Here is a 13,989-nt window from a genome sequence, read left to right on the forward strand (position 1 = left end):
GGGGCGGGGGGGCGGGGCCATTGCGGCGGGGGGGGCGGGGGGGGGGGGGGGGGGGGGGGGGGGGGGCCGGCGGCCCCCCCCCACCGCGGGGCCGCCCACCGCGGGCCGGGGCCCTGCGGCCCGGGGCACTGCGGCCCGGGGCACTGCGGGACCTCACGCCACCGGTCCGGCCACCGCGGCCGTGTGGGTCTCGCTGAGCCGGCGCACGGCCTCGGCGATGCGGGGGTCGGTCGCCGCACGGAACGGTGCGACGGGGTGCGCCTGGGGGCCGATGACGAGACCGGTGCGGCCGGTCAGCGTGGGGTCGGTGGCTGCGGTGACCGAGGACCTGGCCGCGGCGGACGCCGTACCGGCCGTGGAGCGCCGGAACCGGCGGCGCACCAGCGGCCACAGCAGCCGCAGCGGCGGGGAGACGACCTTCGGGACCAGCGTGCCGTCGGTCATGGCGGTCGCCGCCCCTCCGGGATCGGCGGCGAAGACCGAGACGCCTGTGCCGTCCAGCCGCTTCGCCAGGTCGAGCGTGTAGGCGAGGTTCGCGAGCTTGGCGCGCCCGTACCGGTGGAAGCCGTAGTAGCCGCCCGGCGGCTCGACGGCGTCGAACACGCGCCTGGCGACACCGACCGCACCGGAGGTCACGTTCACGATCCGGCTCGGGGCTCCGGCGGTGAGCGTGGGCAGCAGCAGTTCGGTGAGCAGGTACGGCGAGAGGTGATTGACGACGAACGACGCCTCCAGGCCGTCCACCTGCCGCCGCTCGGCGAACATCGCACCGACGTTGTTGACCAGTACCGTGAGCGGTTCCCCCGACGTCGCGTGACCGGCGGCGAGGGTGCCGGCCAGTTCGCGGACCTGGTCGAGCGAGGCGAGGTCGGCGGCCAGGAACCGGGCCGGACGCGCCGGATCCGTCGCGTTGATCCGTTCGACCGCCCCGGCCCCGCGCCCGGCGTCCCGCCCGACCACGGTGACCGCGAATCCCGCCCGGGCCAGTCCCAGCGCGGTCTCCAGACCGATGCCTCCCGTGCCGGCCGTGACCACAGCTGTCTTCGACATGTGTCCCCTCCACCACCCGGAAAAACGGATGCTTCATCCGCTTGATCGGAGACTAGCACGATCGGATGACTCATCCGTTTCAGTGGGGGCGGCCGGGAGCGGACAGGAAACGACGACGCCGCGCCCCCGGGAAGCGGGGGCGCGGCGTCGGTGTCGTTCGGGGCGGGGTGGTTACTTGCCCTTGGCCTCGGTCGGGTCCGCGGCGGCCTTGGACGCCTCGGTGGCGCCGCCGGCGGCCGCGTCGGCGGTCTCGGCCTCGTCCTCCGCCGTGGCGGAGCTGTCCTCGTCGGCCTCGTCGGTACCGGCCGGGGAAGCGGCGTCGGAGTCGGCTCCGTCCTTCGCCTTCCCGTCCGCGCCGGTGCCGTCCGTCGCCCCGGGCTCCACGACCGCCTCGCGGCCCGGCCGCTTCCGCGCGGAGAGGACCAGGTACAGGACCGCCAGCAGGAAGACCGCCAGCGCGGTCCAGTTGTTCAGGCGCAGGCCGAGGACGTGGTGCGCCTCGTCGACCCGCATGTACTCGATCCAGAACCGGCCCACGCAGTACGCGGCGACGTACAGCGCGAACGCGCGCCCGTGACCGAGCGTGAAGCGGCGGTCCGCCCAGATGACCAGCAGCGCGACGCCGATGCACCACAGCGACTCGTACAGGAAGGTCGGGTGGTAGTAGCCCGGAACCCGGCCGTCGAGCGAGGAGGTGATGTGGACCGCCCACGGGAGGTCCGTCTCCCGCCCGTACAGCTCCTGGTTGAACCAGTTGCCCCAGCGGCCGATGGCCTGGGCGAGGGCGATGCCCGGCGCCACCGCGTCGGCGTACGCCGGCAGCGGGATGCCGCGCTGCCGCGCGCCGATCCAGGCGCCGACCGCGCCGAACGCGATCGCGCCCCAGATGCCGAGGCCGCCCTCCCACACCTTGAAGGCGTCCACCCAGTCACGACCCTCGCCGAAGTACAGCTGGTAGTCCGTGATCACGTGGTAGAGACGGCCGCCGACCAGGCCGAACGGCACGGCCCACACCGCGACGTCGGCGACCGTGCCCGGCCGTCCGCCACGGGCGACCCAGCGCCGGTTGCCGAGCCAGATGGCGACGAAGACGCCGATGATGATGCAGAACGCGTAGCCGCGCAGCGGGACGGGACCGAGGTACAGCACCCCGCGCGACGGGCTGGGAATGTAGGCAAGTTCCATGGCAGGGACGACGCTACCGTGCCGGGCCGCCGGGAGGGCGGGCGGCCCGGCTACGGCTCCATAACGGGCCGGACCCGGGACGGGTCACTGCGCGGCCTTCGCCTCCACCAGCTGCTTGAACTTGGCCGGCGTCATCGAGCGGTCCTCGTAGATGTTCTTGCCGTTGAGCAGGACCGTCGGCGTGCCGCTGAAGCCGCCCTCACGGAAGGCCTTGTCCGACTCGCGGACCCAGCTGTCGTGGGTGCCCTCGTTCACACAGGACCGGAAGGCGGCCGTGTCGAGATCGGGGACCTTGTCGGCCAGCTCGATCAACTTCTTGTTGTCGGCCAGCGCGTCGTCCGTCTCCTCGGGCTGGGCGTCGAAGAGCACGTCGTGGTACTCGGCGAACTTCCCGGCGTCCTGGGAGCAGGCGGCCGCGTTGGCGGCGCGCAGCGAGCCGCTGCCGCCGAGGTTGCCGTCGATCAGGGTGACCAGGTGGTACTCGGCCTTCAGGGAGCCCGCCTCGGTCAGCTCGTGCACCGTGGACCGGTAGGCCGTCTCGAAGGCCTTGCAGGCCGGGCAGCGGAAGTCCTCGTACACGACCATCGTCGACGGGGCGTCGGGGCGGCCGACCGGGATGGCCAGCTTCTCCTTGCCGCCCGCCCCGGAGGGCGCGACCGCGGGGCCCTCGGCGTCGCTGGTGTCGCCCCCGGAGTTGGCGGCGACCACGCCGACGACCGCCGCGAGACCGAGGACGCAGACCACGGCCGCACCGACGATCATGGCGCGGCGGCGCTTGTCCGCGGCCTTCTGCTTCTCGCGCTCCATCACCAGGCGCTGGCGCGCATTGCGCTTTCCGTCTCGGTTCTTCTCACTCACATGGGGCAGAACGAACCGGGGAGGCGCTGCGCGCCTCCCCGGTCCTATGTCCACCCGTTCGAGTGAGCGGCGTCGCCGCCGCTGACAGCGGGGGCTACGCCCGCCCGCGCACGCCCTCCGCCAGGTCGGCGGCGAGTTCCCGCACGGCCTTCAGCCGGGCCTCGGCGTCGTCGGCGGTGTCGAGCATCCGCTGCACGAACGCCGAGCCGACGATCACGCCGTCGGCGAAGCCGGCCACCTCGGCGGCCTGGGCGCGGTTGGAGACGCCGAGGCCCACACAGACCGGCAGGTCGGCCCTGGTGGCACGGGTGCGCCCCACCAGGTCCTGCGCCTGCGCGCCGACCGACGCGCGGGTGCCGGTGACGCCCATCAGCGAGGCCGCGTAGACGAAGCCGCTGCCGGCCGCGGTGATCTCCGCGAGCCGCGCGTCCTTGCTGGACGGGGCGACGACGAAGACGGTGGCCAGGTCGTGCTTCTCCGCGTGCTCGCGCCACAGCGCGGACTCCTGCACCGGCAGGTCGGGCAGGATGCAGCCCGCGCCGCCGGCCTCGGCGAGCTCGGCGGTGAACCGCTCGACGCCGTAGCGGTCGATCGGGTTCCAGTAGGTCATCACCAGCACCGGCTTCCCGGTGGCCTGGTGCGCCTCGCGGACGGTGCGCATCACGTCGGCGATCTTCACGCCGCCGCGCAGCGCGATGTCGTCGGCGGTCTGGATGACCGGGCCGTCGAGGACCGGGTCGCTGTGCGGCAGGCCCACCTCGACGACGTCGGCGCCGCCCTCGAAGACGGCCTTGATCGCGTCGATGCCGCCGTCCACGGTCGGGAAGCCGGCCGGGAGGTAGGCGATGAGCGCGGAGCGGCCCTCGGACCTCGCGGCGGCGAGGGTGTCGCTCAGCAGCTGTCGGTTGCCGGTCACTTGGCGTCCCCCTCGATCTCCGCGCCGTTGCCGGCCTCGTCCGCGGCGACCTCCGCGTCGGTGTCGTACAGCCCGAAGTAGCGGGCGGCGGTGTCCATGTCCTTGTCGCCGCGGCCGGACAGGTTGACCACGATCAGGCCGTCGGGGCCCAGCTCGCGGCCGACCTCGAGTGCTCCGGCCAGGGCGTGCGCCGACTCGATCGCCGGGATGATGCCCTCGGTGCGCGACAGCAGGCGCAGCGCCTGCATGGCGGCGTCGTCGGTGACCGCCCGGTACTCGCCGCGGCCGCTGTCCTTGAGGTAGGCGTGCTCGGGGCCGATGCCCGGGTAGTCCAGGCCGGCGGAGATGGAGTACGGCTCGGTGATCTGCCCCTCCTCGTCCTGGAGGACGTAGGAGCGGGAGCCGTGCAGCACCCCGGGCTCGCCGGCGGTGAGGGTGGCGGCGTGCTCGCCGGTCTCCAGGCCGTGGCCGGCCGGCTCGCAGCCGACCAGGCGGACGCCCTCGTCGGGGATGAAGGCGTGGAAGAGGCCGATGGCGTTGGAGCCGCCGCCGACGCAGGCGACGGCGGCGTCGGGCAGGCGCCCGGCGCTCTCCAGCAGCTGCCGCCTGGCCTCCACGCCGATGACGCGGTGGAAGTCGCGGACCATCGCCGGGAACGGGTGCGGACCCGCGACCGTGCCGAACAGGTAGTGCGTGTGGTCGACGTTGGCGACCCAGTCGCGGAACGCCTCGTTGATGGCGTCCTTGAGGGTGCGGCTGCCGGACTTCACGGCGACCACCTCGGCGCCCAGCATCCGCATCCGGGCGACGTTCAGCGCCTGGCGCTGCGTGTCGATCTCGCCCATGTAGACGGTGCACTCGAGACCGAACAGGGCGCAGGCGGTCGCGGTGGCGACGCCGTGCTGCCCGGCGCCGGTCTCGGCGATGACCCGGGTCTTGCCCATGCGCCGGGTCAGCAGGGCCTGGCCGAGGACGTTGTTGATCTTGTGCGAGCCGGTGTGGTTGAGGTCCTCGCGCTTGAGGAAGATCCGCGCGCCGCCCGCGTGTTCGGCGAAGCGGGGCACCTCGGTCAGCGCGCTGGGACGGCCGGTGTAGTGGGCCAGCAGGTCGTCGAGTTCGCGGGCGAACTCGGGGTCGGCCTTGGCCTTGTCGTACTCGACGGCGACCTCGTCGACGGCGGCGACCAGCGCCTCCGGGATGAACTTGCCGCCGAAGTCGCCGAAGTAGCCGGCGGCGGTGGGAACGGTGCCCTCGGGATCGGGCACGAAGAACTGACTGGACATACGAAGGATTACCTCACAGGTGATCACGGATGATGCCGGACGGACGTCGGGGTCTTCCCCCGCGCCATCGCATCCCGTTCACCTGTCCGGGTTCGTCGCCGATGACGTACCGGACCCGCCGGCCGTGGACGCGCCGGGCCGGCGCCCTGCAGCCGCGCGGCTTGCAGCCGCGGGCCAGCCGCGCGAAGCGCCCCTCGCCCGGACTGGCCGGGCAGCAGGAGCACGACGCTGTGCAGCACGCGGCCGGGCCCGGCTCCGGGGCGCGGGCCTGACGGCACGCGCCCTCGGACACACGGTCCTCGGTCGACGGCTGCACGGCGGTGGTCATGCGGGCTCCCTCAGGCGCGCCCGTGCCGGATGGCCGGGTGCTCGCCCGCCGCCACCAGGTCCGCGACCGCGGTTCTGGGGTCCTTGCCGATCACCAGCGACTCGCCGACCAGCACGGCGTCCGCGCCGGCGTTGGCGTAGGCGATCAGGTCGTGCGGCCCGCGGACGCCGGACTCGGCGACCTTCACGATGTGCGGCGGGATCTCCGGCAGCACCCGCTCGATGGTGGAGCGGTCCACCTCGAGGGTCTTGAGGTTGCGGGCGTTGACGCCGACGACCTTGGCGCCGGCGTCCAGCGCGCGCTCGACCTCGTCCTCGTCGTGCGCCTCGACCAGCGCGGTGAGCCCGATGGACTCGGCCCGCTCGATCAGCGACTCCAGGGCGTCCTGCTCCAGGGCGGCGACGATCAGCAGCGCCAGGTCTGCGCCGTAGGCGCGCGCCTCCCAGAGCTGGTAGGAGGAGACGATGAAGTCCTTGCGGAGCACGGGGATGTCCACCCGGGCCCGGACCGCCTCGAGGTCGGCCAGCGATCCGCCGAAGCGGTGCTTCTCGGTCAGCACCGAGATGACCGCGGCGCCGCCCGCCTCGTAGTCGGCGGCGAGAGCGGCCGGGTCCGCGATGGCGGCCAGCGCGCCCTTGGAGGGGCTGGACCGCTTGACCTCGCAGATGACCTTGACGCCGTCGCCGCGCAGGGCGGCGGCGCCGTCCTTGGCGGTGGGGGCCTTGGCCGCGCGCTCCTTGAGCTCGTCGAGGCCGACGCGCGCCTGCCGCTCCGCGAGGTCGGCCCGCACGCCCTCGATGATCTCGTCGAGCACACTCACGCGAGCGGCCCCCTTCCGTGACGGTGGTCGGTTCCGTTCGATACCGATGGTCACTTGCGATGGTATCCGCCAGGCGCCCCGCGTCCCGCATCAGGCGGCGGCCGGTCCCACTACCTGGACGTTTCCGGCCCAGGGGCATCAGGTGTGCGGACCCACCCTCATGGGTGCAGCCATCCCCCGAACGGCAGATTGCGCACGAGGGTGAACACGGCGAGCACGGTCCCGAGGGCCCACAGGTGTGCCGGCCGCACCGTGACCCGCGTCGGCAGGCCCCGGGCGGTGCGCACCGCCCACACGCTCCAGGCCACCGCGAACAGCAGGTAGCCGACGACGGCCGGGGCGTTGGCGTGCAGCGCCGCGACCAGGTCACCGTGGGCGAAGGCGTGGGCGCTGCGCAGGCCGCCGCAGCCGGGGCAGTACACGCCGGTGAGGGCGAGCAGCGGACAGGCCGGATAGTGCCCGGGCCGGTTCGGGTCCACGGCCCGCACGTATGCGAAGGCCCCGACGACCGCGCCGAGCACGGCGACGGGAGGGGCCAGCCGCCGCCACAGGGGCCCGGCGGGTGTGGCGGGCCGCCGGACAGCTCCCGTCTCGGAGGCTCCCCCCGCCGCGGCCTCGGCGGGCGCGAGGTGCCCGGCGGGCGCGGGGTGCACGGGGTGCGCGGCGGGGGCGGGCGTCGCGTCCGCGGCCTTGCGCGTGGGCGTGTCGCCGGGTCCGGCGGCGGCCGGCGGCGGCGCGACGGGCGACTCCGTGGCGGCCGACGGCGCGGCGGGCGGCTCCGCGGCGGGGCCCGCCCCCGGGGCGGGCGGCGCGTCGCCGGACGGCTGCTGGGCGAGGGGGCGCGGGGTGCCGGTGGTCACCCCGGCATTGTGCCCCGCACCGGCGCGCCGCGCGGCGCGGGAACGCGTCAGGGGCGGTCCGGAGGTCCGGACCGCCCCTGATCGGCGGTGTCGCGAGGTCGACGGGGCGCTGCCGCGCCCGGCGTGGCTCAGGCGTTCTCGGCGACCTGGTGCACCGGGTGCACGTGCTCCGCCTGGCCGAGGCCGGCGCGGCGCATCAGGCCGCCGACGACCGCGCCGAGCAGCGTGAGACCGATGCCGACCCAGAAACCGACCGGCTGCGCCATCACGATGAAGACGGATGCTACGCAGAACCCGACGAAGGCGATGATGACGCCGGTCCAGGCGGCCGGGGTGTGACCGTGGTTGCTGCCCGCCATGACTTGCTCCTCGTTGACGCGTGTACGTGTGGTGAGCGGGACGCTCACGTCACATTCTTCCCCACCCGTACCGCGGGGCGCGTCCCGGGGTGGGCGCGTTCAGGCCCCGGTGGGGTCCTCGCCGCGGTCGAGGGCCTTCCAGAGGTCCTCCGGACGCTCGGGGTCGGCGGGCGCCTGGGACGCCGCCGCACCGGCCGCGCGCCGGGGGCGCGGGACGCCGGCGCCGCGCTCGTAGCGGGACGACATGCCCGGCCAGCTGCTGCCGCGCCACAGCGCGAGCAGCCCGGCGATCAGGATGAGCAGGCCGCCGGCCGCGGCGACGTACGGCCAGGAGGTGTGGGTCAGCCCGGTGACGGCGGCGGTGGCGTCGCCGGAGACCTGGGCGGCCTTGTCCTCGAGCGCGGACCGGCCGGAGGCGCCGAGCAGGGCCGCCGCGACGGTGCCCGCGCCGCACAGGGCGAGCAGCGCGGCGACCAGGACTCGGCCGGCGCGGCGGACGGCGAAGACGGCGACCATCGCGGCCAGCCCCACTATCGCGAGAGCGGCGGGCGCGCCGGTGACGTCGCTGCCGGTGGCGGTCAGCGGGAAGTCGCCGCCGGCCACCTCCGCGGCGCCCTCGGCCCATGGCTGCCGGCTGGCGAGCAGCGCCACGGCCGCGCCGACGGCCCCGCTGAGCAGGGCGACGGCGAGACTGCGGCGGCCCGGGCGGGCGGACGCGGCGGTTTCGGGGCGGGAGTCAGCACTGGAGGTCACCCCTCCACTATGGCCCCGCCGGGCCCGCCCGTATGCCCCCCGTGGGCCGCCCGGGGGCCAGGTGTTAGCGACATCACCTCACGCGCCGGTCCGGCCGGCCCCCAGTCGGTTGGCGCTGTGGACGGCGCGCAGCACCGCGGCGGCCTTGTTGCGGCACTCGGTGTCCTCGGCCACCGGGTCGGAGTCGGCGACGACTCCCGCGCCGGCCTGCACGTAGGCGGTGCCGTCGCGCAGCAGCGCGGTGCGGATGGCGATGGCGGTGTCGGAGTCCCCGGCGAAGTCCAGGTAGCCCACCGCGCCGCCGTACAGGCCGCGGCGTGAGGGCTCCAGCTCGTCGATGATCCTCAGGGCGCTGGGCTTGGGCGCGCCGGACAGGGTGCCGGCCGGGAAGCAGGCGGTGAGCACGTCGAAGGCGGTGCGGCCCGGTGCGACGCGGCCGGTGACGGTGGAGACGATGTGCATCACGTGCGAGTACCGCTCGATCGACATGAAGTCGACGACCTCCACGGAGCCGGGCTCGCAGACCCGGCCGAGGTCGTTGCGCCCGAGGTCGACCAGCATCAGGTGCTCGGCGCGCTCCTTGGGGTCGGCCATCAGCTCGTCGGCGAGCGCCTGGTCCTCCTGCGGGGTGGCGCCGCGGTGGCGGGTGCCGGCGATGGGGTGCACCACGGCGCGGCCGTCCTCGACCTTGACGAGCGCCTCCGGGCTGGAGCCGACGACGTCGAAGCCCTCGAACCGGAAGAGGTACATGTAGGGCGACGGGTTGGTGGCGCGCAGCACCCGGTAGACGTCCAGGGCGCTCGCCGTGCAGGAGGTCTCGAAGCGCTGGGAGGGGACGACCTGGAAGGCGTCGCCGGCCCGGATGCGTTCCTTGATGTCCTCGACGGCCTTCTGGTACTCGACGCCGCCCCACAGCGCGGTGTACTCGGGCAGCGCCGCGTCGGGCAGCGCGACCGGCGGCTGGGCCAGCGGGCGGGCGAGGTCGGCCTCCATGGCGTCGAGGCGGGCGACGGCGTCGGCGTGGGCCTCGTCGACGCCGGTGTCGAGGTCGTTGTGGTTGATGGCGTTGGCGATCAGCAGGACGGTGCCGTCCCAGTGGTCGAGGACGGCCAGGTCGCTGGTGAGCAGCATGGTCAGCTCGGGCAGCTTCAGGTCGTCGCGTTCGCCGGGGCCGATCTTCTCCAGGCGGCGCACGATGTCGTAGCCGAGGTAGCCGACCATGCCGCCGGTGAACGGCGGGAGCCCGTCCTGGCGGGGGGTGTGCAGGGTCTCCACGGTGGTGCGCAGCGCGGCCAGCGGGTCTCCCTCGGCGGGGACGCCGACGGGCGGCGTGCCGAGCCAGTGGGCCTGGCCGCCGCGTTCGGTGAGGGTGGCGGCGCTGCGGACGCCGACGAAGGAGTAGCGGGACCAGGAGCGGCCGTTCTCGGCGGACTCCAGCAGGAAGGTGCCGGGGCGCTCGGCGGCGAGTTTGCGGTAGAGCGCGAGCGGGGTGTCGCCGTCGGCGAGCAGCTTGCGGGTGACGGGGATGACCCGCCGGTCGGCGGCGAGGGTGCGGAACGTCTCGAGGTCCATGGCCGTGGACCCTACTGATCCGCGGCGGCTCCCGCCTGCGTGTCTTCCTCCTTGAGCAGCACGTCGGCGTCGAAGCAGGTGCGGTCGCCGGTGTGACAGGCGGCGCCCCTCTGGTCGACGCGGATAAGCAGGGTGTCGCCGTCGCAGTCGAGGGCGACGGACTTGACGTGCTGGACGTGGCCGGAGGTGTCGCCCTTGACCCAGTACTCCTGGCGGCTGCGCGACCAGTAGGTGCAGCGGCCGGTGGTGAGCGTGCGGTGCAGCGCCTCGTCGTCCATCCAGCCGAGCATCAGCACCTCTCCGGTGTCGTACTGCTGGGCGATGGCGGGGACCAGCCCGTCGGGGGTGCGCTTGAGCCGGGCGGCGACGGCGGGGTCGAGACCGGTGGGGGCTGCGGGGGTGGCGCTGCTGCTCATGGGTCCATTCTGCCGCGACCGGCCGGCGGTGCGGGCACGGCGTCCGGGGGCCGGACAGGGACCTGACGCGGGCCGGACGGGGCAAAACGCGGGCGGGAACGCGGGCCGGACGCGCCGACGCGTCCTGTGCGGCGGGGGCCGGCCGCCGTAGGGTGGGGGCATGTCGACGTTTGCCAAGCGTGAACGGCTGCTTCTGGCCGACCTGTTGGAGACGGCGGGGCCCCAGGCCCCCACGCTGTGCGGGGAGTGGACGGCCCGCGACCTGGCCGCGCACGTGGTGGTGCGCGAGCGCCGCGCCGACGCGGCGGGCGGCATACTGATCAAGGCGCTGGCCGACCGTCTGGAGCGGGTGCGGGCGGAGTTCGCCGCGAAGCCGTACGAGGAACTGATCCAGCTGATCCGCACCGGGCCGCCGCGGATGTCGCCGTTCTCCCTGAAGCAGGTGGACGAGGCGTCCAACACGGTGGAGTTCTACGTCCACACCGAGGACGTGCGGCGGGCGGCGGAGGGCTGGACGCCGCGGGAGCTGGATCCGGTGTTCCAGGACGCGCTGTGGAGCCGGCTGGAGCGGATGGCGCGGCTGCTGGGGCGGCGCGCGCCGGTGGGTCTGGTGCTGCGGAGGCCTGACGGGCGGACGGCGGTCGCGAACCGGGGGGCGCCGGTGGTGACGGTCACCGGGGAGCCGTCGGAGCTGCTGCTCTTCGCCTTCGGCCGCCAGAAGGTGGCCGACGTCGTCCTCGACGGCGACCCGGACGCCATCGCGAAGGCCCACACCACCCCGCTCGGGATCTGACGCCGCGCCCGGCGCGTGCCGTCCCCCGGCGGGGAACGGCACGCGCGGGGCCGGGGTCAGCGGACGGGGTGGCCGGCCTCGGCGAGGGCGGACTTGACCTCGCCGATGCGCAGGTCGCCGAAGTGGAAGACGGAGGCGGCGAGCACCGCGTCCGCCCCCGCGCCCACCGCGGGGGCGAAGTGCTCCAGCCGCCCCGCCCCGCCGGAGGCGATGACCGGCACCGTCACGTGCTTGCGCACCGCGGTGATCATCTCCAGGTCGTAGCCGTCCTTCGTGCCGTCCGCGTCCATGGAGTTGAGCAGGATCTCCCCCGCTCCCAGCTCCGCCGCCCGGTGCGCCCACTCGACCGCGTCAATGCCGGTGCCCCGCCGCCCGCCGTGCGTGGTGACCTCGAAGGACCCGCTGTCGGTGCGCCGCGCGTCGACCGACAGCACCAGCACCTGCCGCCCGAAGCGCTCGGCGATCTCCCGGATCAGTTCGGGCCGCGCGATGGCCGCGGTGTTGACGCCCACCTTGTCGGCGCCGGCCCGCAGCAGCTTGTCCACGTCGTCGGCCGTGCGCACGCCGCCGCCCACGGTGAGCGGGATGAACACCTGCTCCGCCGTGCGCCGCACCACGTCGTAGGTGGTCTCCCGGTCGCCGGAGGAGGCGGTGATGTCGAGGAAGGTCAACTCGTCGGCGCCCTCGGCGTCGTACACCTTCGCCATCTCCACCGGGTCACCGGCGTCGCGCAGGTTCTGGAAGTTGACGCCCTTGACGACCCGGCCGTTGTCGACGTCCAGGCAGGGGATGACTCGGACCGCCAGGGTCATGGGAATTCACGGCTCCTCACACGAAGAAAAACGAAGAAAAGAAGAGGGCTCAGCCCGCGCGGTACGCCTCGAGTTCGACCTCGACCAGGATCCGCGGGTCGACGAACCCCTCGACGACCACCAGCGTCGTCACCGGCCGTACCGCGCCGAAGACCTCCTGGTGGGCGCGGCCCACCGCGTCGACGTCGCGGCGGTGGGTGAGGTACAACCGCGTACGGATCACGGAGTCGGGGCCCAGCCCGAACTCCTCGATCGCCCGCAGGGCGTTGCCGATGGCGGCCCGCGCCTGCTCGTAGGGGTCGCCCTCGCCCGCGAGGACGCCGCCCCGGAAGGCGGTGGTGCCGCCCACCAGCACGCGGTCGCCCGCCGCGACGGCGCGCGCGAAGCCGATCTCCTCCTCCCAGGGGGTGGGTTCCGGACTCTGCGCGCGCCGCACGGCCTCGGTCATCGGGACACAGCCTCCAGGGCCTCTTCGAGGGTGAACGCCTTGGCGTACAGCGCCTTGCCGACGATGGACCCCTCGACGCCGAGCGGGACCAGCTCGGCGATGGCACGGAGGTCGTCCAGCGAGGAGACCCCGCCGGAGGCGACGACCGGCCGGTCGGTGCGGGCGCAGACGTCCTTCAGCAGCTGCAGGTTGGGGCCCTGCAGGGTGCCGTCCTTGGCGATGTCGGTGACGACGTAGCGGGCGCAGCCCTCGGAGTCCAGGCGGGCCAGCGTCTCGTAGAGGTCGCCGCCGTCGCGGGTCCAGCCGCGGCCGCGCAGCGTGGTGCCGCGCACGTCGAGGCCGACGGCGATCTTGTCGCCGTGCTCCGCGATGATCTTGGCGACCCACTCGGGGTCCTCCAGCGCGGCGGTGCCGATGTTGACGCGGGTGGCGCCGGTGGCGAGCGCGGCGGCGAGCGAGTCGTCGTCGCGGATGCCGCCGGAGAGCTCCACCTTGATGTCCATGGCTCGGGCCACCTCGGAGATCAGCGCCCGGTTGTCTCCGGTGCCGAACGCGGCGTCGAGGTCGACCAGGTGGAGCCACTCGGCGCCGGCCGACTGCCAGGCCAGGGCGGCCTCCAGCGGGGAGCCGTAGGAGGTCTCGGTGCCGGACTCGCCGTGGACGAGGCGGACGGCCTGGCCGTCGCGCACGTCGACGGCGGGGAGCAGTTCGAGCTTGGCGGTGTCAGCCATGTCTAGAGGGTTCCGATCCAGTTGGTCAGCAGCTGCGCTCCGGCGTCGCCGGACTTCTCGGGGTGGAACTGGGTGGCCCACAGCGCGCCGTTCTCCACGGCGGCGACGAACGGCTTGCCGTGGGTGGACCAGGTGACCTTGGGCGCGGCGATGGACGGGTTGTGCGACTCCAGCGCCCAGTCGTGGACGGCGTAGGAGTGCACGAAGTAGAACCGCTCGTCCGGGCCGAGTCCGGCGAACAGCTCGGTGTCCTCGGGGGCCTGGACGGTGTTCCAGCCCATGTGCGGGACGATGTCGGCCTGGAGCGGCTCGACGGTGCCGGGCCACTCGTCGAGGCCCTCGGCCTCCACGCCGTGCTCGATGCCACGGGCGAAGAGGATCTGCATGCCGACGCAGATGCCCATGACCGGGCGGCCGCCGGCGAGCCGGCGGCCGACGATCCAGTCGCCGCGGGCCTCCTTGAGACCCTGCATGCAGGCGGCGAACGCGCCGACGCCGGGGACCAGCAGGCCGTCGGCGTTCATCGCGGTGTCGTAGTCGCGGGTGATCTCGACGTCGGCGCCGGTGCGGGCGAGCGCCCGCTCGGCGGAGCGGACGTTGCCGAACCCGTAGTCGAAGACGACGATCTTCTTGGGGCTGCTCATGCTCCTACTTCCAGTACAGGACGCCGGCGATGATGCTGATGGCGGCGCCGATGGAGAGGACGGCGATCAGGCTCGTCGGCATCTTCTGCTTGGCGAAGGAGATCACTCCTCCGAGCAGGAAGAGACCGAGGAGGATCAGCGCGGTGGAGAGTCCGTTCATC

General features: G+C 73.9%; 18 protein-coding genes. 1 reads left to right on the plus strand and 17 read right to left on the minus strand.

The genetic code is table 11. From position 1 onward, the window contains the following. Nucleotides 1-153: 153 nt before the first annotated feature. From ABT026_RS12935 to hisI, 12 genes are all read right to left on the minus strand, one after another. On the minus strand, nucleotides 154-1,050 hold the full coding sequence (locus ABT026_RS12935) for an SDR family NAD(P)-dependent oxidoreductase (RefSeq protein WP_351114285.1): 897 nt from the start codon (nucleotides 1,048-1,050) through the stop codon (nucleotides 154-156). Nucleotides 1,051-1,221: 171 nt separating this feature from the next. Continuing rightward, nucleotides 1,222-2,235, minus strand: coding sequence for a prolipoprotein diacylglyceryl transferase (gene lgt / locus ABT026_RS12940; protein ID WP_351114286.1), 1,014 nt, complete (start codon nucleotides 2,233-2,235; stop codon nucleotides 1,222-1,224). A gap of 84 nt (nucleotides 2,236-2,319) precedes the next feature. Next, entirely contained in the window at nucleotides 2,320-3,093 is a 774-nt protein-coding gene (locus ABT026_RS12945; RefSeq protein ID WP_351114287.1) for a DsbA family protein, read from the minus strand. A gap of 94 nt (nucleotides 3,094-3,187) precedes the next feature. Then, nucleotides 3,188-4,009 (minus strand): tryptophan synthase subunit alpha, encoded by an 822-nt coding sequence (gene trpA / locus ABT026_RS12950; RefSeq protein ID WP_351114288.1) that lies wholly within the window; start codon nucleotides 4,007-4,009, stop codon nucleotides 3,188-3,190. Continuing rightward, the gene (trpB, locus tag ABT026_RS12955; protein WP_351114289.1) at nucleotides 4,006-5,292 is read right to left on the minus strand and encodes a tryptophan synthase subunit beta; all 1,287 of its coding nucleotides are present in this window, start codon (nucleotides 5,290-5,292) and stop codon (nucleotides 4,006-4,008) included. The genes trpA and trpB overlap by 4 nt, the downstream gene beginning before the upstream one ends. Before the next feature lie 13 nt (nucleotides 5,293-5,305). Continuing rightward, on the minus strand, nucleotides 5,306-5,620 hold the full coding sequence (trpM, locus tag ABT026_RS32155; RefSeq protein WP_502967963.1) for a tryptophan biosynthesis modulator TrpM: 315 nt from the start codon (nucleotides 5,618-5,620) through the stop codon (nucleotides 5,306-5,308). A 10-nt stretch (nucleotides 5,621-5,630) separates the two neighbouring features. After that, nucleotides 5,631-6,440: an indole-3-glycerol phosphate synthase TrpC gene (trpC, locus tag ABT026_RS12960; protein WP_351114290.1), complete on the minus strand. Its 810-nt coding sequence runs from the start codon at nucleotides 6,438-6,440 to the stop codon at nucleotides 5,631-5,633. A gap of 158 nt (nucleotides 6,441-6,598) precedes the next feature. Further along, nucleotides 6,599-6,991 (minus strand): DUF2752 domain-containing protein, encoded by a 393-nt coding sequence (locus ABT026_RS12965; protein WP_351114459.1) that lies wholly within the window; start codon nucleotides 6,989-6,991, stop codon nucleotides 6,599-6,601. A 437-nt stretch (nucleotides 6,992-7,428) separates the two neighbouring features. After that, nucleotides 7,429-7,659 (minus strand): HGxxPAAW family protein, encoded by a 231-nt coding sequence (locus ABT026_RS12970; RefSeq protein WP_351114291.1) that lies wholly within the window; start codon nucleotides 7,657-7,659, stop codon nucleotides 7,429-7,431. Between the two features lie 99 nt (nucleotides 7,660-7,758). Further along, nucleotides 7,759-8,412, minus strand: a complete 654-nt coding sequence (locus ABT026_RS12975; RefSeq protein ID WP_351114292.1) for a TIGR02234 family membrane protein — start codon at nucleotides 8,410-8,412, stop codon at nucleotides 7,759-7,761. Between the two features lie 78 nt (nucleotides 8,413-8,490). After that, the gene (locus ABT026_RS12980; protein WP_351114293.1) at nucleotides 8,491-9,984 is read right to left on the minus strand and encodes an anthranilate synthase component I; all 1,494 of its coding nucleotides are present in this window, start codon (nucleotides 9,982-9,984) and stop codon (nucleotides 8,491-8,493) included. Nucleotides 9,985-9,995: 11 nt separating this feature from the next. Next, nucleotides 9,996-10,400 carry a phosphoribosyl-AMP cyclohydrolase gene (gene hisI, locus ABT026_RS12985; RefSeq protein WP_351114294.1) on the minus strand — a complete coding sequence of 135 codons (405 nt, stop codon included), beginning with the start codon at nucleotides 10,398-10,400 and terminating at the stop codon, nucleotides 9,996-9,998. 160 nt (nucleotides 10,401-10,560) lie between these two features. Here hisI and ABT026_RS12990 point away from each other — a divergent pair, with 160 nt between their 5' ends. Beyond that, complete coding sequence (locus tag ABT026_RS12990; RefSeq protein WP_351114295.1) at nucleotides 10,561-11,193, plus strand: TIGR03085 family metal-binding protein; 633 nt, start codon at nucleotides 10,561-10,563, stop codon at nucleotides 11,191-11,193. A gap of 56 nt (nucleotides 11,194-11,249) precedes the next feature. On the opposite strand, the gene hisF is transcribed toward ABT026_RS12990, so the two are convergent. The 5 genes from hisF to ABT026_RS13015 are packed head-to-tail and all read right to left on the minus strand — an operon-like array spanning nucleotide 11,250 to nucleotide 13,988. After that, entirely contained in the window at nucleotides 11,250-12,005 is a 756-nt protein-coding gene (gene hisF, locus ABT026_RS12995) for an imidazole glycerol phosphate synthase subunit HisF (protein ID WP_351114297.1), read from the minus strand. Nucleotides 12,006-12,054: 49 nt separating this feature from the next. Continuing rightward, entirely contained in the window at nucleotides 12,055-12,453 is a 399-nt protein-coding gene (locus tag ABT026_RS13000; RefSeq protein ID WP_351114299.1) for a RidA family protein, read from the minus strand. Then, the gene (priA, locus tag ABT026_RS13005) at nucleotides 12,450-13,184 is read right to left on the minus strand and encodes a bifunctional 1-(5-phosphoribosyl)-5-((5-phosphoribosylamino)methylideneamino)imidazole-4-carboxamide isomerase/phosphoribosylanthranilate isomerase PriA (RefSeq protein ID WP_351114300.1); all 735 of its coding nucleotides are present in this window, start codon (nucleotides 13,182-13,184) and stop codon (nucleotides 12,450-12,452) included. The genes ABT026_RS13000 and priA overlap by 4 nt, the downstream gene beginning before the upstream one ends. A 2-nt stretch (nucleotides 13,185-13,186) precedes the next feature. Then, nucleotides 13,187-13,828 (minus strand): imidazole glycerol phosphate synthase subunit HisH, encoded by a 642-nt coding sequence (hisH, locus tag ABT026_RS13010; RefSeq protein ID WP_351114301.1) that lies wholly within the window; start codon nucleotides 13,826-13,828, stop codon nucleotides 13,187-13,189. Nucleotides 13,829-13,832: 4 nt separating this feature from the next. Next, nucleotides 13,833-13,988 (minus strand): CG2302 family histidine operon protein, encoded by a 156-nt coding sequence (locus tag ABT026_RS13015; RefSeq protein ID WP_351114302.1) that lies wholly within the window; start codon nucleotides 13,986-13,988, stop codon nucleotides 13,833-13,835. Nucleotide 13,989 lies beyond the last annotated feature (1 nt).

The organism is Streptomyces sp. NPDC002734, assembly GCF_040295685.1.
GTDB lineage: Bacteria > Actinomycetota > Actinomycetes > Streptomycetales > Streptomycetaceae > Streptomyces.